This window comes from Pseudomonas sp. LBUM1676 (genome assembly GCF_059695605.1).
In genome coordinates, this window is the sequence record NZ_CP166777.1 from 3,694,902 (window position 1) to 3,712,813 (window position 17,912).

Here is a 17,912-nt window from a genome sequence, read left to right on the forward strand (position 1 = left end):
CTAAATTCCATTGCATACTAGCGACCAATGACCAAAATAGTCAATATACCGACCAACACAGGCGCCGACGTACAGACGGTTAGCGAAGCAGTTTCCCGTAAGCTCAAACAGGAGCGAAAGAAGCGAAAAATCACGCTGGACGAGCTTTCCCGTCGCTCCGGTGTCAGCAAGGGCATGGTGGTTGAGATAGAGAAATGCACGGCCAACCCAAGCATCGCGATCCTGTGCAAAATCGCTGCTGCCTTGGGCCTTTCAGTTGCTGATGTCGTGAACGTGTCCGACGCCCCATCTGCCCACCTCATCGAGAGTAAGGATATCCCTACACTCTGGACAGGAAACTTGGGGGGTACGGCTCGGCTCCTTGCTGGAACAAGCGGTCCAAACATGATCGAGCTTTGGCGATGGGAGATGTTTCCTGGTGAGATATTTGCTTCATCAGGACATCCTCAGGGGACTTATGAGTTGTTTCACGTAGAGAAAGGTACACTCAGCTTCAAGGTGGGTGAAACCGAGTTAAGCATTTCTCAAGGTTGCTCTGCTGTAGCAAAAACGGATGTTCCTCATGCCTATGCCAACAACAGCAAATCAAAACTGATATTCACTATGTCCGTAACAGAAATCCATCAATCCGCGCCTGAAATATAGCAACCACACTTCACTGGACATCCCATTTGATACTCCAGCGACGGCAGTACGGCGATCCGCTCGGCACTGATGGTATCGGGCAAGTTGCTCCAGAACCACATCACTGATGTCGCCTGATTCCGCAGCTGTTGCAGCCGCAGAAGCAACCATCAGTTTGCCGGCATCGATTCCCGCGCAAGCTACGTCGCCAACGGCGAATCATCTGCGTCCCGTAGGGTCGGCAAACCGGTCAAACGTTGTGTTGGTCAGGGCTTGATGTTCTTCAATTTATTGAGCAGTTCCAGCAACTGCGCAAGCGGCTCCTCACCGAACTGTTCCTGAATTTTCAGGTAGTTGCTTTCCATCCCTGCCGAGGAATACATGCGGGCTCATGCGAATGAACCGCTGAGCATAGAGCAGTTGGCCGAGCATGCCGGGGTGAGCGTACGCACACTATTTGCCGGTTTCCGCGATTTTTGCGACACCACGCCCATGGCCTATCTGCGCAATCTGCGACTGGAACAGGTGCATCTTGAGTTGAGCACTCAGAGTCATGACGCTTCGGTAACCGATATCGCGTTCAAATGGGGCTTTGCCCACTTGGGACGGTTTGCCCAAGAATATAAAAAGCGTTTTGGCGAGGCACCTTCAACCACGCTTAGATTCCGAAGCTGAACTGAGAATGGACTTGCCCCTACAAAACCGGACACCAACTCCCCATTAAATGGATGCCGCTGCCAAGCGCCTGAACTCTCTCGGTGAGCGATAGTTCAAAGCGCTGTGCGGATGCTGCTCGTTGTAATGCTCAAAGGCAATTGCCAGGTTACGCAGCGCCGTTTCTCGATCCGGCTTGGGCATGTGCGCCACATAATCCCGCTTGATCGTCTTCACGAAGCTCTCGGCCATGCCGTTGCTCTGCGGGCTGCGCACTGGGGTGGTCACCGGCTGCAAACCGATCTGCCGAGCAAATAGGCGCGTCTGTTCGGCGGTGTACGCCGAGCCGTTGTCGCTTAGCCACTGCACCGGCATGGCGGGCAGTTGATCACCGAAACGCTTCTCCACACTTTCCAGCATCAAGTCGCGGATATCATCGCCGCTGTACCCGGTCGGGCTCGCGACCCAGCCGATGGCTTCGCGATCACAGCAGTCCAGGGCGAAGGTCACGCTCAGTTTGGCGCCGTCCTCGCAACGGAACTCAAAGCCGTCCGAGCACCAACGTGTATCGCTGGTTTCCACCGCAATTCGGCCTTCGTGCCGACGCGGCACGCCGGGCTGTTTGATTCGGCGCTCAAGCAGCAAGTTGTGATCACGCATGACCCGGTAAACCCGCTTCACGTTGATCGCGGGCAGCAACTGGGTTTCACGGGCGCGACGCAGCAATCCCCAGACACGACGGTAGCCATAGCTGGGCAATTCGCTGACCTGTTGCTGGATTTCGGCCACCAACTCCGCGTCGTTCACAGGCCTGCTTCGCCGTACTTTGGGCGATACCGATTGCTTGATTCGAACCGTTAATTGCGAGCGCGCCACACCGAGACATTCGCTGACCAGCTTCACTGGTCGTCCCCCGGCAACAAGGGTGAGTGCGCAATCCATTTTCGCGACCGGGCGATCTCCACGGCCTCTTTGAGGATTTCTGCTTCCATCGTCTTCTTGCCCAGCATCCGTTGCAGTTCACGGATCTGCTTGAGTGCATCGCTCAGCTCAGAGGCCGGCACCACGGCTTCACCCGCGCTGACCGCCGACAGGCTGCCGTCCTGATAGAGCTTGCGCCACAGGAACAACTGGTTGGCATTGATGCCGTTGCGCCGAGCGACCACCGACACACTTTGTCCTGGCTCAAGGCTCTCGCGAACCATGGCCAGCTTTTGCTCCGGGCTCCAGCGGCGCCGCCGCTCCTGACCCAAAAGCTCCCCACTCTTATCGTTGCTGTTAGTCATAAACATAACCGTTTGCCTATCCCTTATCGTAAGGGGGAAACGGTGTCCTGTCTTTCATGGGGCTCGTACACCTCAGCTCTGAGCCACCTTATAAGTATCAAGGGTGATTGACCCTGATCATCGCAGATCAGGGACTTCCAAGAGGAATCCAGGGATCTGAATTCATCCGCCTAGCAAATGAACAATGGCCATCAATTCCTTCGATTCTCACCTCTGGTTATCTCATCGATGAGCAGGTGATCCCGCCCTCGACGATTTGTCTGCATAAGCCTTACACGCTGGATCAGTTAGAGACGGCCATCGCCACAGCTCTTCAAATGCAATGCCACTCCAGAAATTTCATAATCTAGACACGCGCGGACCTTGGGTGGATGAGATGCCACTATTCATCTGACCAGCATTCCAGCTGTAAAGCCCATGAAACAACAACTTACAGGCGAGAAACTAAATACTGGATATTTAGCAAATCGTACCTACGCTCTTCGCGGGGGATCCAATTTTTAAGGACGGTCGGGGGCTCGTCTCAGGGTACTCACGCAAGTACGCAGGAGCTCGACATGAACCGGACAAAGTTATCAACGGCGTTCGCTGTATCAGTACTGTTGTCTGCAATGGTTTTCCCCGGCCTCTCTCAAGCAGCCGACAAAACAGTCCCCAACATTGTGGTCATCATGGGTGACGATATTGGCTGGTCCAACATCGGTGTCTACAACCAGGGCATGATGGCCGGTCGAACACCCAACCTCGACCAGCTCGCGGCCGAAGGCATGCGTTTCACCGACTATTACGCCGAGGCCAGTTGCACCGCAGGGCGGGCCAACTTCATTACCGGCGAACTGCCGATCCGTACCGGGATGACCACTGTCGGGCAGGCCGGTTCTCCCATTGGTATTCCCGCCGAAGCGGTCACCATCGCCACCACACTCAAGTCCATGGGTTACGCCACCGGTCAGTTCGGCAAGAACCACTTGGGTGACTTGAACGAATTCCTGCCGACCGTGCATGGTTTCGATGAGTTCTTCGGTTATCTCTATCACCTCGACGCCATGGAAGATCCGGCGCACCCCAATTATCCGCAAGATCTTCTACCCACCGTCGGCCCGCGGAACATGGTTCACAGCTGGGCCACGACGACTGACGATACGACCGTGATGCCGCGCTGGGGCAAGGTCGGCAAACAGAAAATCGAAGACGCCGGCACCCTCTATCCGGACCGGATGAAAACCGTCGACGACGAGATTCGCGACAAGGCCTTCACCTTCATCGACAAGGCCAAGCAGGACAACAAACCGTTCTTCCTCTGGCTCAACCCGACCCGCATGCACATCGTCACGCACCTCTCCGACAAGTACCAAGCCATGCGCAACGCGCAAAATGGCTGGTCGGAACAGGAAGCCGGCATGGCACAGCTCGACGACATCGTCGGCGACGTGATGGCCAAGTTGAAAAAAGACGGCATGGATGACAACACCATCGTGATTTTCACCACCGACAACGGCGCTGAAAACTTTACCTGGCCGGATGGCGGCACCACGCCGTTTGCCATGGGTAAAGGCACGGTGATGGAAGGCGGTTTCCGGGCTCCGGCGATCATACGCTGGCCGGGCAAAGTGCCTGCAAACCAGGTGGCCAACGGCATCATGTCAGGCATGGACTGGTTCCCGACCCTGGTCGCGGCGGCGGGCAACCCGAACATCACCGCCGAATTGCTCAAGGGCAAACAACTGGGCGATACCACTTACAAAGTGCACCTCGACGGCTATGACCAGACACCGATGATTACCGGCAAAGGTCCGTCCAATCGCCATGAGATTTTCTACTTCGGCGAGAGCACGCTGGGCGCAATCCGTATCGATGACTTCAAGTACCGCTTCATTGACCAGCCTGGTGGCTGGCTAGGGGCAAAAACCACGCTGGACATGCCGATCCTGACCAACCTGCGCCTCGACCCGTTCGAACGCGCCGGATGGCCGCAGAACATGGCGGCCAATGGCTCGCTGGAGTATTTCGAGTGGTTCAAATTCCAGTTCTGGCGATTTGTTTTTGTGCAGCAGCAGGTGGTCAAACTGGCTGAAACAGCGGTTGAGTTCCCGCCCATGCAAAAAGGCGCGAGCTTCAACCTCGAAGCAGTCAAAGCCAAGATCGAAGCGGCCCGGGCGGCCATGGGCAAATAAGCAGTTGAATTCGCGGGTGGCCAGCGCTCGCCACCCGTGTTCATGACGGACATTTGCTGAGGTGACCCCATGCAGATAAAAACATCCGCCCTGCCGGCCATTACCCTGTGTGCCCTGTGCAGTCAGCAAGCTTACGCCGGCGGCATCATGCTCTATGAAATCGGCACCGATAACGCCGGCCTGGCCAACGCCGGTGCCGCCGCCCGTGCTCAAGGTCCCTCGACCATCGCCAGTAACCCGGCGGGCATGAGTTATCTGCCCGACACACAGATCACCGGTGGTTTGCAGATTCTCTACGGCGACCTGAGCTTCGATCGTGACTCAAACACCAACGGCACCGGCACTGGCAGTGGCAACGCCCTCGACCCGATTCCCGGTGGCAGCTTCTTCGTCAGCCATCAATTCGACGACCACTGGAGCATTGGCTTCGGCCAGTACGCTGACTTTGGCCTGGCGGCCAATTACGACAACGACTGGTCCGGGCGCTACTTCGCACAAAACGCCAGCCTCGCCGGTTTGTCGTTTGTGCCCAGCGTGGCTTACCGCTTCAACGAGCAATGGTCGGTGGGCGTCGGCGTGAAAGCCATGTACGGCATGCTGCAAGCCCAAACCGCGATAGACCGCGAGCCTTTCGGCTTCGCCGACCGCAGCGACGGCCAGTTCAAGTACAAAGACAACGATTGGGGTTTTGGCGCGAACGTGGGGCTGATCTATGCCCCGCAACCCGGTACCCGTATCGGCCTGGCCTATACCAGCAAAGTTGATCTGGACTTCGAGGACGGGCTGGACGTCAAAGGCGACGGGCCTGCGCTGGAACGCCTGGACGGCCTGAACACCCAACTCGACATGACCGTGCCGCAAACTGCAACGCTGAGTCTGTTCCAGCAACTCGACCCGCAATGGGCCTTGCTGGCCTCGGTCAACTGGCAGGACTGGTCAGAGTTCGGCGAGATCGCGGTGCAAGTCGACACCACAGCGTTTGGCGCTCAAGCGACTACGATCGACGCCCATTTCAAAGACACCTGGCAACTGGCGCTCGGCGCGCAGTATCAGGCCACGCCGCAACTGCTGTGGAACGTCGGTGTGGCGTACGACAGCAGCGCCGTTTCGGATGGCAACCGAACGTTTACTGTGCCCATGGGCGAATCCTGGCGCGTTGCGACGGGAGCCACCTATGCGCTGAACAAAGTCACCGACATCAACGTCAGCTGGGCCATGGTCTGGCTCGGCGACATGCCGGTGGACCAGACCAAATCCACCTCAGGCACGCGAACTTCCGGTCAGTTCGACAATGCCTGGATTCAAGCTGTGACCGGCAACATGACCTGGCGTTTCTGATGCCTTACTACCGAAAAAACGACTTAATCCATGGAGCACACACCACCATGAACCTGTCCCGAAAACTGTTTATCGGCGCTGCATTGATCGGACTTCTGCTTGGAGGTTGCACCTCGAAAGTTACGGAACGAGACCAATACTCTGGCTTTCTACCCAACTACAACAACCTGGAAGAAGTGACCACCACCAGCGGCGAGAAGGCCATGCGCTGGGTGAGTCCGTCGTGGAACGCAAATGCGTACGACACGGTGGTGTTCAACAAGCTGGAACTCTATCCGGCGCCCAAACCCAACGAGCGGGTCAATCAGCAGACGCTGGACGAATTGCAGAACTACATGACCAGCAAGGCCAAAGGCGTGCTGGGCCAGAAATACCGGGTGGTATCCAATCAGTCCGCAGCACCGGCCGGGTCAAAACCTCTGATCCTGCGCGCAGCAATCACCGGAGTGAGTGCCTCCAACGAAGGCATGAAGTGGTATGAAGTGGTGCCGGTCGCGGCCGTGGTCGGGGCGACGCAGGCAGCCACCGGTCACCGGGATCAGGACACTAACCTGTTCATCGAAGCCGAGTTCATCGACGCGAAAACCAATCAGACCGTGGCCAAAGTCGTACGCAAGGTATTTGGCAGTCAGCTGTCGAACGAGAGCCAGAAAATCACCACGAAAGACTTTAAGGCCGCCATCGACAAATTGAATGCCGATCTCTGGGCGTTCATCCGCAGCTGAGCCCTGTTTCAACCGCCGACACACGTTGGCGGTTGAACAAGCCTCAAGCAGAGGGCAACTGACATGTGGACCTGTTCATCACTTCTATTCTCAAGATTGCAAATGCCGTTACTCGCCGTAGCGCTCATCACCAGCGTGCTGATGCTGAGTGCATGCGCGACGGTCGATGCCCAGACGACTGCGTACGTCGGGGTTGAGCATCCCGCGCCGACCCTGCCCAGCGAAGTCCAGGTACTGCGCGTAGAACCTACGCGATCCAATGTGCAACTGGGCGAAATCCTGATCGATGCCAGTGTCGACCCGGCGCCGCCCATCACTCAGGTCGAACAGAAACTGCGTGAAGAAGCGGCCAAGCTTGGCGCAGACGCGGTGGTCGTCGTTTACGACCACATTCAGCCCGTCGCCGCCTACGTGACTGGCCCGCTGTGGAGCCGTGACATTGAAACGATCCAGGGACGCAAGCTCAAAGGCATTGCCATCAAATACCAATAACGAGGTGAACAGCAATGAAAGCAATCCTGTCCTGGCTGACGCTCACGTTGGCGACTGTGCTGATCAGTGCCTGCTCCGCCGTGGGATCAACCGATGGCGGTGCCGGTGAAACCGAGATTCGCTCAGGGAAGATCGAGCAGATATCGCTGTCCCAGATGCAGACTAATCACGACAGTGGCGTCGGCGCCGTACTCGGTGGCCTCGGCGGACTCGGTATCGGTAGCCTGATCGGTCGCGGCACCGGGCGCGATGTCGCCATGGTTGCCGGCGCGCTCGCCGGTGCTGTTGGCGGGAATTACGCAGAGAAGAAAAAGTACGACCAACCGATAGAGGCGCAACAGATCATCGTGCGGGTCAAAAGTGGCGTGCTGGTATCGGTTACCCAGCCGATCAATCCATCCCTGGGTAAAGGCATGAATGTTTATATCCAAGGCTCAGGTAATGACGCTCGAGTGGTACCGCAAGGCGGTTAAGTTTCACTTAGGTGTTTGGTATTACTCCGAACAGTATGCTTTCAACAGTTACACTTGGAAACACCGTATAAGTACCATGACAAGCAACCTCCGAAGACAAGAGATCGACAGGCCGACAACTGGTGGGCATGGAAGGTTTGGCGCTGAAATCGCACTACACTCCACCAGAGCAGTAAACGATTTATAGGCGCCGCTCGCAACGCGGTTCGAACGGACTGCTTACCAAGGCCGACTCGCTACTCGCATGCGGCGCGAGCCTTCCTCACGACGGCAGGAATTCCAAGGTGATTCGATGCGCAATTTTCTCTCATGAACCATGTCGCTATCGGACTCATCGCCTTCGTCGCTATCTTCGGCGGCGCTCTTATTGGCATCTTTGCTGCGCGGACGTTGCCCGACCATCACCTCAGCAATGAGTCGCGCAATGCGATCTCCGTTTCAGCGGCGATTGTCGGCACGCTTTCGGCCTTGGTGATCGGCCTGATGATCTCGACGGCGAACAGTTCGTTCTCGACACGGTCGAGTGAAGTATCCAAGATCGCCGTCGACATCGTCCGCATTAACCGAATGATGCTGCGTTACGGACCAGAGGCGGAGGATGCCCGCGTTAACCTGCGCAACTACGCGAGGGCGAAAATGCAGGAGTTGTTCCCGGCCGTGGGTGAACCGTCACAGTCAACCGAAGCGACTGTCGGGATGATGGAGGCGACACAAGAATCGATTCTATTGCTTGTTCCGACTGATCCGAGACAGCGCTGGCTGCGCTCGCAGGCGCTCACACTCTCAGACGATGTTTTACAGGCGCGCTGGCTGCTGGCGGAACAGCGTGCCAGCAACATTCCGATGCCGTTCCTGATCCTGTTGATCTTTTGGCTTAGCCTGGTTTTCGCCAGCTTCGGTTTGTTCGCACCTCGCAATGCCACGACTATCGCCGTTTTCTGCCTCTGTTCGGTTGCGGTTTCGGGAGGCATCACAATGATTCTGGAGCTGGACTCGCCCTTCTCCGGCCTCGTCCATGTCTCCGGTGAGCCGATGCGCCAAGCGCTGGCCGAGATCATCCGTTGATCAAATGCCGTCGCGGCAAACATCGTTGTACGAATGCTGTGGTTCATATTGAGCTCCTTCGCACTGCGTGAGTGTTCGAGAAGTTCTCTTAAACTTCCTTCCCGAAATCCGGATGCCCCCGCAGAAAGCGTAGGTATGAACAGCGAAAAATCCAGCAACAATTTTGATGTGAATTTGCAGCGGTTATTTCTAAAAGAAACTTTGAGGAAGGTGCTAAAAAGCCAGAGTGGCCGGATTGATCCAATCTATCCGGGCACTTTTATATCAACTGATCTTTCGTGCGAAACCTTGCCAGTACTTTTCCTTCACGTGTCGGCGCGACACTTTGCCGAGTTCCAAAGTCGGAAGTTTATTGACAAATATCAATGTTTTCGGCGCCTTATTAACCGCCGAGCCTGTTCTTGGCAGTATCAGGGTTGAGCATCGAATGGATAGATGCGACTCCACTCTCCGGCCATGTCGACCACCGTCCAGCCCTTGGAATTTGCTTCATCCAGCGCCTTATCGAGCCTGCCGATATTGGATTGGCGATCGTACGCCCACTCACGCTTGCTGTCGGTATGGTGCACCAGGCCCATGAAGCGCTTGCCCTTGCCGGCGGCGGTCCATTGCAGCATCTGCAGGTCGCCGTCGGAGTTGCCAAAGGCCAGCGCCGGACGTCGGCCGATGATCGAGTCGATGCTCTCCGGCTTGCCCGGGCCATCGTCGTTGTGCGCAAGCTTGGGGGTACGCAGGATAGAGGGATTGCCGTCACCAGGCTGGAACCGGGTCAGAAATGTGGTGCCGATCACCTGCTCTGGGGGGATGCCGTAGACCTCTTCGGCGAAGGCGCGCATGAACACTGTTTCGCCGCCGGAGACGATATAGGTCTTGAAACCATTGGCGCGCAGGTAGTCGAGCAGTTCCAGCATCGGCTGGAAAACCATCTCTGTGTATGGCTTGTCGGACTTGGGGTGGCGCGCCTTGGCCAGCCAGGCCTTGACGCTGGCGGTGAAGGCTTCGGTGGTCATTCCGGTGTTGGTGGTGCCGATGATTTTCAGCAAGCCGTCCATGCCGCTGGCGGCCAGTGCCTGGTGATCGTTTTCGAGCACGGCCTTGAAAGGCTGTTGCTCCTTCCACTCGGGGTGCTGCGGGGCCATACGCTTGACTTCTTCGAAGGAGAACAGGACCTGAAAATACATCGGTTGCTCGCTCCACAGCGTGCCGTCGTTGTCGAAGACGGCGATCCGTTCGGCCAGCGGCAGATAATCCTTGCTGCCATCCTTGGTCACGGCTTCGACAAAGGTGGTGATGGCCGCTTTCGACGGGCCTTCCTTCCAGGACGCCAAAGGCTCTGCGGCTTGCGCGAGTACGGGTAAAAGCAGGGCCATGATCAGGCCGTAGAGCCAGTGGCCGGCAGAAGGTGCTCGTTTCATGTTCGGTCCTTGCGGATTGTCGTGGAATCCGGGTTGAGAGGGCGTAAACCATTCGCGGGCGGGCGCGGGATTTGAGCCTGTCGAACACTCTTGCGCAGCGCCGACAATACCTGCTTGCAATGTTGCAGCGCAGACTCCTGAGTGACTGTCGTTCCATAACGCATGTTGAAGAAGCCTAGCAGGCGTTTGGCCAATGCCGCAGACAACGGTAATTGCAGCAAACCCAGCGCCTGCTGTTTGCGTCGAGCCCATAGGTTAGGCCCCGAGAGCGGCGTAGGGTGGAAGTCGAGCTGGCCAGGTATTTGCCGGCCGAGGCCCAGCCAGCGCGCCTGGCGCTGGGCTCGGCGCTGCCAGTCCGTGCGCAGGCTGTGGCTCTTATTTGGACATCGACGGCTGAAACGAGCGTGACGAACGTCCAGTCGGACTGACTGCTTTTGGCCGCTCTCTGCCGGTCATGACAGGCGGGAGTCGGCCAGAAGCGGACTTGACTGACTTCCTCAGAGCGTGAAGCGGAACTACGTTTAAGTAAAATGGAGTTTTGTCGGATGGATAATCCCCACAGGGTGAACATTGCGGGTTTCACCCGCAGTACCTGGCTCAACCTGCCGGAAGGATTTCCGGAGTTGGCGAGCAGTTGAGCGCGCTACCGCCCGTCGAATAAGGGCCAGCCCGAATTACCGGCGCGGATTCCGCGGCTACGCTTCACTGCTAATGCTACATCTACCTACGCCCCGCAGTTCTGAGCGTGCCCATCGAACTTAAGCAGTTCCGAATGGAGCAAAGAGCTATGCGCCCCTTCAAGTTGATCGCGTTCCTTCCCATTGCGATTGTCGGCGCCTTCCTGGTATCGGCATCCGTGTTTGCCGAGCAAGTTACCGGCACGCTGGGTACGCCCAGTGCCACCATCAGTATCAGCGGTGCGCAACTGCCACCACCCGATCCCAAGTTTGGCGGCGTCATTCAGGACGACGCCCTGCAGTCCAAACCGTGGTGGGCGCCGCGCGTTGTTCCGCCGAAAGGGGCGCCCAATGTGCTGTTGATCATCACCGACGACGCCGGCTTTGGCGTGCCCAGCACCTTCGGTGGCGTCATTCCGACACCCACGATGGATCGCATCGCGCAGCAGGGGCTGCGCTTCAACCGGGTCTTCTCTACGGCGCTGTGCTCGCCGACTCGGGCCGCGCTGATCACCGGGCGCAATCACCACTCGGCAGGCTTCGGTGTGATCTCGGAGCAGTCGACCGGCTTCCCGGGCTACAACAGCATCATCGACCGAGACAAGGCGACGATCGGGCGCATTCTGCGTGATAACGGCTACTCCACCTCCTGGTTCGGCAAGGACCACAACACACCAGTCTTCGCTGCCAGCCAGGCCGGGCCATTCGATCAATGGCCGACTGGCATGGGCTTTGAGTACTTCTACGGCTTCGTCGGCGGTGATGCCAATCAATGGGAGCCAAACCTGTTCCGCAATACGACCCAGATCTATCCGTTCCTTGGCAAGTCGCCCGGCACCTGGAACCTGGTCACGGCCATGGCCGATGACGCGATCGACTGGATGACGCGTATCCATCAGATCGACCCCAACAAACCGTTTTTCATCAAGTACGCGCCCGGCGCCACGCACGCGCCGCACCACCCAACCAAGGAGTGGGTAGACAAAATCAGCCAGATGAAGCTCTTCGACGAGGGGTGGAACAAAGTGCGCGAGCGCATCTTCGAAAACCAGAAGCGCCTGGGGGTGGTGCCAAAAGATGCCCAGTTGCCACCGTGGCCGAAAGAGGTGCTGAAGGAGTGGGACCAACTGACGGCCGAGGAGCAGAAGCTCTATATCCGTCAGGTTGAGGTCTTCGCCGCCTATGTCGCCTACAGCGACAGTGAGATCGGCCGCGTCGTCCAGGCGGTCGAGGATCTGGGCAAGCTCGACAATACGTTGGTCATCTATATCAATGGCGACAACGGCACCAGTGCCGAGGGTGGACCACTTGGCACCCCCAACGAAGTCGCCTTTTTCAACGGCATCAGTGTGCCGGTTGCGGAACAAATGAAGTACTACGACGTGTGGGGCACCGATAAAACCTATAACCACATGTCGGCCGGTTGGTCCTGGACCTTCGACACACCGTTTTCCTGGTTCAAGCAAAATGCCTCGCAGCTCGGCGGCATCAATCAGAACATGGTGGTGTCATGGCCGGCGCGGATCAAGGACAAGGGCGGCCTGCGCGAGCAGTTCGTGCATGTGATCGATGTGGTGCCAACGATCCTTGAGGCGGCCGCGATCCGAGCGCCCGATACGGTGGATGGCATCCAGCAGATACCGATCGAAGGGACGAGCTTTGCCTACACTTTCGATGCGAAGAATGCCAAGGTGCCGTCGCAGCACACGACGCAATACTTCGAAATGTTTGGCCAGTGGGCCCTGTACAAGGACGGCTGGTTCCTGAGCACGAAGGTCAATCGTGCGCCGTGGGAAGCCTTTGGCCCGGCCAACGCGGATCCGTTGAACAACCAGGAGCTTGAGCTCTTTAACCTGAACACCGACTTCAACCAGACCAATAACCTCGCGGCCGGGAACCAGGAGAAGGTCAAAGAGATGAAGCAGATGTTCATCGCCGAAGCCAAGAAGTACCAGGTTTTGCCGCTGGACGCCTCCGTGGCTGCGCGCATCATTGCGCCGCGCCCAAACATCACCGCCGGACGCACGGAGTTCGTCTATACGAAGCCGATGACCGGATTGCCCCAGGGTGACTCGCCGCTGTTGCTAAACACCTCCTACACGATCAGCGCCGACATTGAAGTGCCGCAGGGTGGTGCCGAGGGCATGATCCTAACGTCTGGAGGACGGTTCTCGGGGTATGGTTTCTACCTGCTGAAGGGTAAACCAGTGTTCTTGTGGAATCTGATTGATCTGCAACGCCTGAAGTGGGAAGGCACTGAGGCGCTACCGCCGGGCCGGCACACGATTGAGTTTGACTTCAAGTACGACGGGGTGGGTGTGGGCACGCTCGAGTTCAACGACTTCAGTGGACTCGCCCAGCCCGGCACTGGCACGCTCAAGGTGGATGACAAGGTGGTCGCCACACAACGTATGGAGCGCACGCTGCCGATGATCCTGCAGTGGGACGAGGCGTTCGACATCGGTTCCGACACACTGACCGGCGTGAATGATGCGGACTACCAGCCGCCGTTCCCTCTGACGGCCAAACTGAACCAGTTGACGATCAAGGTCGATCGCCCGCAGTTGTCACCCGAGGACATCAAGAAGTTGCAGGCGGCAATGGAGGAGAAGGCAAAGCAAGATTGAGCCCGCTTCGGATGTGAGGAGCCCAGACCGTACCTGCCTGGGCGCGGATTTCACCCGTGGCCAAAGGGTTAGAAATGGTCACAACCTACAGAACCCAAGGGGGCGCAAATGCTTATCAGGAATCGGCGATTGGGCATCGCTTTAGTCGCAGTCGGGATGGTGTCTGCCGGCCTGGCTTTTGCGGCGTACCAGCACATTCGCGGTCCGTCGCCTTTGACCCTCGGTGATGGGGAAAATGGCCCCGTGGGTATGGTCTGGCTGCCTGCGGGTGAATTTTTGATGGGCAGCGACCATAAGCAGGCGCGACCTAACGAGGGGCCGGCCCACAAGGTTCGACTCAACGGCTACTGGATCGACCGCTACGACGTCACCAATGCCGATTTCGCCCGCTTCATTGCTGAAACCCATTACGTCACCACCGCCGAACGCAAACCCGAATGGGACGATCTGAAAGTCCAGCTACCGCCAGGGACACCTGAGCCCGACGACAGTGTCATGGTGCCCGGGGCATTGGTTTTCGCGGGCACCGACAGGCCAGTCGCCCTGAATGATTTCAGTCAGTGGTGGGCATTTGTCCCCGGGGCTGACTGGCGCCACCCGTTGGGCCCCGACAGTTCAATTGAGGGCAAGGAAACCCATCCCGTGGTGCAGGTTTCACTTGAAGATGCGCAGGCGTATGCAAAGTGGGCAAATAAGCGCCTGCTGACTGAAGCTGAATGGGAGTACGCCGCAAGAGGCGGACTGGAACAAGCGACCTATGCATGGGGGAATGATTTCGCACCCAATGGGGAAAAAATGGCGAACACTTGGGATGAGGTACAACCGTTTCCCGTGACCGGGGCCAGCAATAAATTCAAGATCGGCACCAAACCGGTAGGCAGTTACAGACCTAACGCCTACGGGCTATACGACATGTCCGGGAACGTTTGGCAGTGGGTCGCCGATTGGTATCGTGCCGATGCGTTTAGAGTCGGGCATCAGCCGGCAAGTGCGGTGGCTGTGAACCCGAAGGGGCCATCCGATAGCTATGATCCTGAACTCGGGGTTACCGCCAACGCACCGCAGCGTGTGATCCGAGGTGGTTCTTTTCTTTGTAGCGACAGCTACTGTACGAGCTTTCGAACCAGTGCCAGGCAGGGTGCGGATCCTATGAATTCCATGTCCCATCTCGGGTTTCGCTTAGCTATGAGCAATGATGAATGGGAAAAGAACCGCTGAATAAATACGTAGGTGAGTGCCATTCTCTACCGACAAGATTTGACGTAGCTGCGTGCAAAAAAGAAGTTTTCACCAATCAATACAGAGACCGTCAGGCTGGGGCGACTTTTTCAACACAATCGGCCATTTGTAGTCGTTGGCGAATGTCTGCAATGGGTTGTGGATTCAACCGGTCGACGCAACAGATTGGCTAAATCGTTCAGCGGGCGTTTCGTAGTTTAGTGTTTTCCGAGGGCTGCAGACACGAAAGCACTCGGTTCCATCGCAAACCGCTCTGCCAGCGCGTATGCCATCTTGTGACTGATGGGCCGATCCCCACTGAGCACCTTGGATACTGCCGTTTTATCACCAATTTCAGGGAGGTCCGAACCGGTGAGCCGGAGCGTCTCCATCAGATCCTTGATCAGCTGCACAGGGGTGCACGTCGCCTCAAAAGCGGCATTCGATTCGCGAAACTGTACGGAGTCGCGCTGATAGGCCAGTATTTCGTCCTCGAGCTCAACGAGAATTTTCTCCTCGACCTTGCTCAGTTCGCGCCCGTCGGTGAGCTCATCGAGCAGGTCGGTCGCACGCTCATAGTCAGCGGGGGTCTTGATGCCGTGCACGAATTCGCCGCGCAGGCGCTCCAGCGCCGCGTGTAACTCGCCAAGCGTTGCGATCACGGTTTGAAAGTCATTCCGGCCTGCGCTCATCGTTTTACCCCTTTGTTTCTTGCATACCAGTCGTCGGCAACGTCGTAGTCGGCATGCGTGGAGATGTGTTTGACGTAGAATTTCTACCGGGTGTAATTAACTCCGCCCATCACCCTGAGATTATTGCCGCCTACGTCGATCACGACCCAATTCATTGCGGCTCTCGGCTTGAACAAATCGATACCGTGCGTACCGAATAGCTTTTGCAGGTTCGCGAATTCTTTCGGGCGTGGCATCTGACCTGCTGTATGGGTATCGATTGTGCTACGCCGCTTTTCGCTTCTCCAGCGTCTGCATTAGGGGGGCGGCTCTGGATGACCGCAGTTCAGCCGCGAGCTGATCTTGGGCGAGACGCCAGTAGAAGAGTGCAGCATCTTCTGGGCATGCATCCTTTTCCCACAGAGCATAAGCTCGTTCCCGGATTTTTGATTCATTAATCATCGACACTGTCCTGTGATTGGGCCGCTGTATATTCACGTTAACTGAAACGTGCCCAGCGCCTCATGGCCACGCTGCTTCGCTTCGGTTGGCGCTGCAAATCCCATTAAAGCAGTCGATCACTCTTTCGCAATGTTCATCATCTTCGGGCGGACTACCACCAGATCCCCATGGGCCTGCAACATGGCGCTGTACGTGGGCCATGAGCCCAACGAGTTGACCACCTTGGAGCTGCCGGTGGTGTTGAAAAATGTCGGTCCCGGCCGCGCCCGGATCGAGTACGGCCATTACCTGCATGGACCCAAGGACGCCAACGCCCTGCGAGTGCTGCTACCCGACGGGAGGCTGCCGCACGGCCCGATTATTGACGGGCGGAACGAGCCATTAGGTGGCTGGCTGGAGTTCAATGTGAAGGATCGCGAACTGGGTCTGGCCCAGCCGGCGCACCTGAACGGATGGAAATTGGAATGAGCGCACGCGACTCGGCAAACAAGCAGCACTTACGAGATAGCTAAGAGAGCGGTATGTGAGTCATAGCGCAGCACTGCGCTCGGCGGGAGCAGTCCGTAATTAAGGACCAGATAACTCCCCTAGCTCATAATAACATTCAACGGGCCAAGCAGAGCTTACATGGCTTTGACATGCTACTAGGAAGCATCTGACGGACTCGCACGGGGTGACGTCGATCGTTGGCGGAATAACGCTGTAATCGACGAAAAGCTGCCTTTCGCGAGAGGCAGCTAATGGCAGCTTCATGCACTTCACGACAGACTGCTTTTGGCCGATAGCTGCCTTCCACCAACGGCAGCTTTGGGTCGATTTATGCCTTTGCTGACAGGCAGCTATGGGGCTGATAGCCACCACCAGCCATTGTGACTGATCCACCCTTGTCTTCCCTCAACGTGGAGGACGAGCCATGAACATTGTTGCTAGATACCGCCATCAGCCTTGGAACAAGGGAAAGCTTGTCGGTCAGAAAGCCCCGCTCCGAGTCAGAGATATCTGGGCTAGCCATCAGCCCGGGTACCGAATACCAAAGAAGCATGCCTGTTGCGAAGGCTAAGGCTGTCGCTACCAAAGTGCTGATTGTTCCAATGGCATTGACCATGCGGTTGAGCCGCTGCCACTCAGTAGTACAGCAGGGGATGTTCCAGGGAGGTAGTTAGCAGCTTTTCAAGGCTCAGTGCGGCATCTTCGGGATAGAGGGTGTTGATGCTGAGCCTGGGTTCGGTCATGTACGCCGCCGGGCCAAGTGCGCCAACCATCTGGCTGACGCTGTAGAAGCCCCTGACCCTGCCCTGATGCTGAATTTTGACTTTGAAGCTGGCTCTAGGCTCGAGCCTGGAGGCGCGTATTTTCCAGTCAGCTGGAACGTTGGGGTAGCCAAGAATACGCTTCAGGGTCTGATCTTCCTGATCGCTGCCGTTGAGCATGACATGCTGTTTGAACGCCATGATCACCAACGACAATGCGTCTTGCCATTCCTCGCTCAGCGCGCCATCGCTGCCGTCGTTGAACAGAAAGTCATACAAGTTGACGGTTTGCCTGAGCCGCTCGGTATCGACTTTGTCCTGATAGAAGCCTACCCAGGCCTTGTTGACCATCAGGATATTGCCCGCGCCATCAGTCAGGGTGGATGGATACGGATCCAGTGTCTGCAATGTTCTGAGCATTGCAGACCTTAACCATTTGAGATCCGGGCTGTGAAAGTCCTGCGCTATTTCATTGGTCGCGTAGCCCGCAGCAATGCGCAGATGGCTGCGATCCCTGCGGCGAAGCTTTAGCGCGTCCGCGATTTGGTCGGTCAGCACCTCACTTGGCTTGCTTATCCCGTTTTCCAGGCGACTGACATGTCGAGTCGAGGTGCCGACCATTTCGGCCAGTTGCTCCTGGCTCAGCCCGAAGACTCCGCGCCAGAACCTGAGAAAGTCAGCAAAGCGCTGTAAGTGTTGTGTCTCGGCCATGTCCATTGTTGCGAGAAATCCCTTCTATCAGACATCCCATGTCGTGGTGA

15 protein-coding genes and 3 pseudogenes are annotated in these 17,912 nt (G+C 57.1%); 12 read left to right on the forward strand and 6 right to left on the reverse strand.

The window, feature by feature from the left end:
* Nucleotides 1-27 precede the first annotated feature (27 nt).
* Nucleotides 28-645: an XRE family transcriptional regulator gene (locus ACA041_RS17095; RefSeq protein ID WP_497434340.1), complete on the forward strand. Its 618-nt coding sequence runs from the start codon at nt 28-30 to the stop codon at nt 643-645.
* Nucleotides 646-890: 245 nt separating this feature from the next.
* Here the strand turns inward: ACA041_RS17095 and ACA041_RS17100 are convergent.
* A pseudogene (locus ACA041_RS17100) lies at nt 891-998 on the reverse strand (homoprotocatechuate degradation operon regulator HpaR); the annotation flags it as partial.
* Here ACA041_RS17100 and ACA041_RS17105 point away from each other — a divergent pair.
* A pseudogene (locus ACA041_RS17105) lies at nt 997-1,299 on the forward strand (helix-turn-helix transcriptional regulator); the annotation flags it as partial. The pseudogenes ACA041_RS17100 and ACA041_RS17105 sit on opposite strands and share 2 nt — an antisense overlap.
* 45 nt (nt 1,300-1,344) lie before the next feature.
* Here ACA041_RS17105 and ACA041_RS17110 read toward each other — a convergent pair.
* A protein-coding gene (locus ACA041_RS17110) for an IS3 family transposase (RefSeq protein ID WP_497434342.1) occupies nt 1,345-2,564 on the reverse strand; the annotation gives its coding sequence in 2 pieces (ribosomal slippage) (nt 1,345-2,219 and nt 2,219-2,564; 1,221 coding nt in all).
* A 557-nt stretch (nt 2,565-3,121) separates the two neighbouring features.
* Between ACA041_RS17110 and ACA041_RS17115 the strand changes: the two genes are divergently transcribed.
* From ACA041_RS17115 to ACA041_RS17140, 6 genes are all read left to right on the forward strand, one after another.
* Complete coding sequence (locus ACA041_RS17115; protein WP_497398744.1) at nt 3,122-4,738, forward strand: arylsulfatase; 1,617 nt, start codon at nt 3,122-3,124, stop codon at nt 4,736-4,738.
* A gap of 69 nt (nt 4,739-4,807) precedes the next feature.
* Entirely contained in the window at nt 4,808-6,076 is a 1,269-nt protein-coding gene (locus ACA041_RS17120; protein WP_497434345.1) for an OmpP1/FadL family transporter, read from the forward strand.
* A 47-nt stretch (nt 6,077-6,123) separates the two neighbouring features.
* Nucleotides 6,124-6,801: a DUF3313 domain-containing protein gene (locus tag ACA041_RS17125; protein WP_497398748.1), complete on the forward strand. Its 678-nt coding sequence runs from the start codon at nt 6,124-6,126 to the stop codon at nt 6,799-6,801.
* Nucleotides 6,802-6,864: 63 nt separating this feature from the next.
* On the forward strand, nt 6,865-7,293 hold the full coding sequence (locus tag ACA041_RS17130) for a YajG family lipoprotein (RefSeq protein WP_497434351.1): 429 nt from the start codon (nt 6,865-6,867) through the stop codon (nt 7,291-7,293).
* 14 nt (nt 7,294-7,307) lie between these two features.
* The gene (locus ACA041_RS17135) at nt 7,308-7,766 is read left to right on the forward strand and encodes a glycine zipper 2TM domain-containing protein (protein ID WP_497398752.1); all 459 of its coding nucleotides are present in this window, start codon (nt 7,308-7,310) and stop codon (nt 7,764-7,766) included.
* A gap of 309 nt (nt 7,767-8,075) precedes the next feature.
* The gene (locus tag ACA041_RS17140) at nt 8,076-8,831 is read left to right on the forward strand and encodes a bestrophin-like domain (protein WP_497434356.1); all 756 of its coding nucleotides are present in this window, start codon (nt 8,076-8,078) and stop codon (nt 8,829-8,831) included.
* 410 nt (nt 8,832-9,241) lie between these two features.
* Here ACA041_RS17140 and ACA041_RS17145 read toward each other — a convergent pair whose 3' ends face one another.
* Nucleotides 9,242-10,246 (reverse strand): HAD family hydrolase, encoded by a 1,005-nt coding sequence (locus tag ACA041_RS17145; protein ID WP_497434361.1) that lies wholly within the window; start codon nt 10,244-10,246, stop codon nt 9,242-9,244.
* A gap of 787 nt (nt 10,247-11,033) precedes the next feature.
* On the opposite strand from ACA041_RS17145, the gene ACA041_RS17150 reads away from it, so the two are divergent.
* Both ACA041_RS17150 and ACA041_RS17155 read left to right on the forward strand, forming a co-directional pair.
* Nucleotides 11,034-13,550, forward strand: a complete 2,517-nt coding sequence (locus tag ACA041_RS17150) for an arylsulfatase (protein ID WP_497434363.1) — start codon at nt 11,034-11,036, stop codon at nt 13,548-13,550.
* Nucleotides 13,551-13,658: 108 nt separating this feature from the next.
* Nucleotides 13,659-14,768: a formylglycine-generating enzyme family protein gene (locus ACA041_RS17155; RefSeq protein WP_497434365.1), complete on the forward strand. Its 1,110-nt coding sequence runs from the start codon at nt 13,659-13,661 to the stop codon at nt 14,766-14,768.
* A 218-nt stretch (nt 14,769-14,986) separates the two neighbouring features.
* Here ACA041_RS17155 and ACA041_RS17160 read toward each other — a convergent pair whose 3' ends face one another.
* Nucleotides 14,987-15,460 carry a helix-turn-helix domain-containing protein gene (locus ACA041_RS17160; RefSeq protein ID WP_497434368.1) on the reverse strand — a complete coding sequence of 158 codons (474 nt, stop codon included), beginning with the start codon at nt 15,458-15,460 and terminating at the stop codon, nt 14,987-14,989.
* Between the two features lie 264 nt (nt 15,461-15,724).
* Nucleotides 15,725-15,901: a DUF2934 domain-containing protein gene (locus ACA041_RS17165; protein WP_497434370.1), complete on the reverse strand. Its 177-nt coding sequence runs from the start codon at nt 15,899-15,901 to the stop codon at nt 15,725-15,727.
* Nucleotides 15,902-16,081: 180 nt separating this feature from the next.
* Between ACA041_RS17165 and ACA041_RS17170 the strand changes: the two genes are divergently transcribed.
* Nucleotides 16,082-16,369, forward strand: a complete 288-nt coding sequence (locus tag ACA041_RS17170) for a hypothetical protein (RefSeq protein ID WP_497434375.1) — start codon at nt 16,082-16,084, stop codon at nt 16,367-16,369.
* A gap of 445 nt (nt 16,370-16,814) precedes the next feature.
* A pseudogene (locus ACA041_RS17175) lies at nt 16,815-16,907 on the forward strand (integrase); the annotation flags it as partial.
* Nucleotides 16,908-17,025: 118 nt separating this feature from the next.
* Here the strand turns inward: ACA041_RS17175 and ACA041_RS17180 are convergent.
* Complete coding sequence (locus ACA041_RS17180; RefSeq protein WP_497434379.1) at nt 17,026-17,868, reverse strand: helix-turn-helix domain-containing protein; 843 nt, start codon at nt 17,866-17,868, stop codon at nt 17,026-17,028.
* Nucleotides 17,869-17,912 lie beyond the last annotated feature (44 nt).

What these genes read in the sequence shown, in the direction of transcription:
- ACA041_RS17180 (WP_497434379.1), bottom strand. Translation starts at nt 17,868, where the DNA reads ATGGACATGGCCGAGACACAACACTTACAGCGCTTTGCTGACTTTCTC.
- ACA041_RS17160 (WP_497434368.1), bottom strand. Translation starts at nt 15,460, where the DNA reads ATGAGCGCAGGCCGGAATGACTTTCAAACCGTGATCGCAACGCTTGGC.
- ACA041_RS17145 (WP_497434361.1), bottom strand. Translation starts at nt 10,246, where the DNA reads ATGAAACGAGCACCTTCTGCCGGCCACTGGCTCTACGGCCTGATCATG.
- ACA041_RS17115 (WP_497398744.1), top strand. Translation starts at nt 3,122, where the DNA reads ATGAACCGGACAAAGTTATCAACGGCGTTCGCTGTATCAGTACTGTTG.
- ACA041_RS17120 (WP_497434345.1), top strand. Translation starts at nt 4,808, where the DNA reads ATGCAGATAAAAACATCCGCCCTGCCGGCCATTACCCTGTGTGCCCTG.
- ACA041_RS17130 (WP_497434351.1), top strand. Translation starts at nt 6,865, where the DNA reads ATGTGGACCTGTTCATCACTTCTATTCTCAAGATTGCAAATGCCGTTA.
- ACA041_RS17095 (WP_497434340.1), top strand. Translation starts at nt 28, where the DNA reads ATGACCAAAATAGTCAATATACCGACCAACACAGGCGCCGACGTACAG.
- ACA041_RS17170 (WP_497434375.1), top strand. Translation starts at nt 16,082, where the DNA reads ATGGCGCTGTACGTGGGCCATGAGCCCAACGAGTTGACCACCTTGGAG.
- ACA041_RS17135 (WP_497398752.1), top strand. Translation starts at nt 7,308, where the DNA reads ATGAAAGCAATCCTGTCCTGGCTGACGCTCACGTTGGCGACTGTGCTG.
- ACA041_RS17155 (WP_497434365.1), top strand. Translation starts at nt 13,659, where the DNA reads ATGCTTATCAGGAATCGGCGATTGGGCATCGCTTTAGTCGCAGTCGGG.
- ACA041_RS17125 (WP_497398748.1), top strand. Translation starts at nt 6,124, where the DNA reads ATGAACCTGTCCCGAAAACTGTTTATCGGCGCTGCATTGATCGGACTT.
- ACA041_RS17150 (WP_497434363.1), top strand. Translation starts at nt 11,034, where the DNA reads ATGCGCCCCTTCAAGTTGATCGCGTTCCTTCCCATTGCGATTGTCGGC.
- ACA041_RS17165 (WP_497434370.1), bottom strand. Translation starts at nt 15,901, where the DNA reads ATGATTAATGAATCAAAAATCCGGGAACGAGCTTATGCTCTGTGGGAA.
- ACA041_RS17140 (WP_497434356.1), top strand. Translation starts at nt 8,076, where the DNA reads ATGAACCATGTCGCTATCGGACTCATCGCCTTCGTCGCTATCTTCGGC.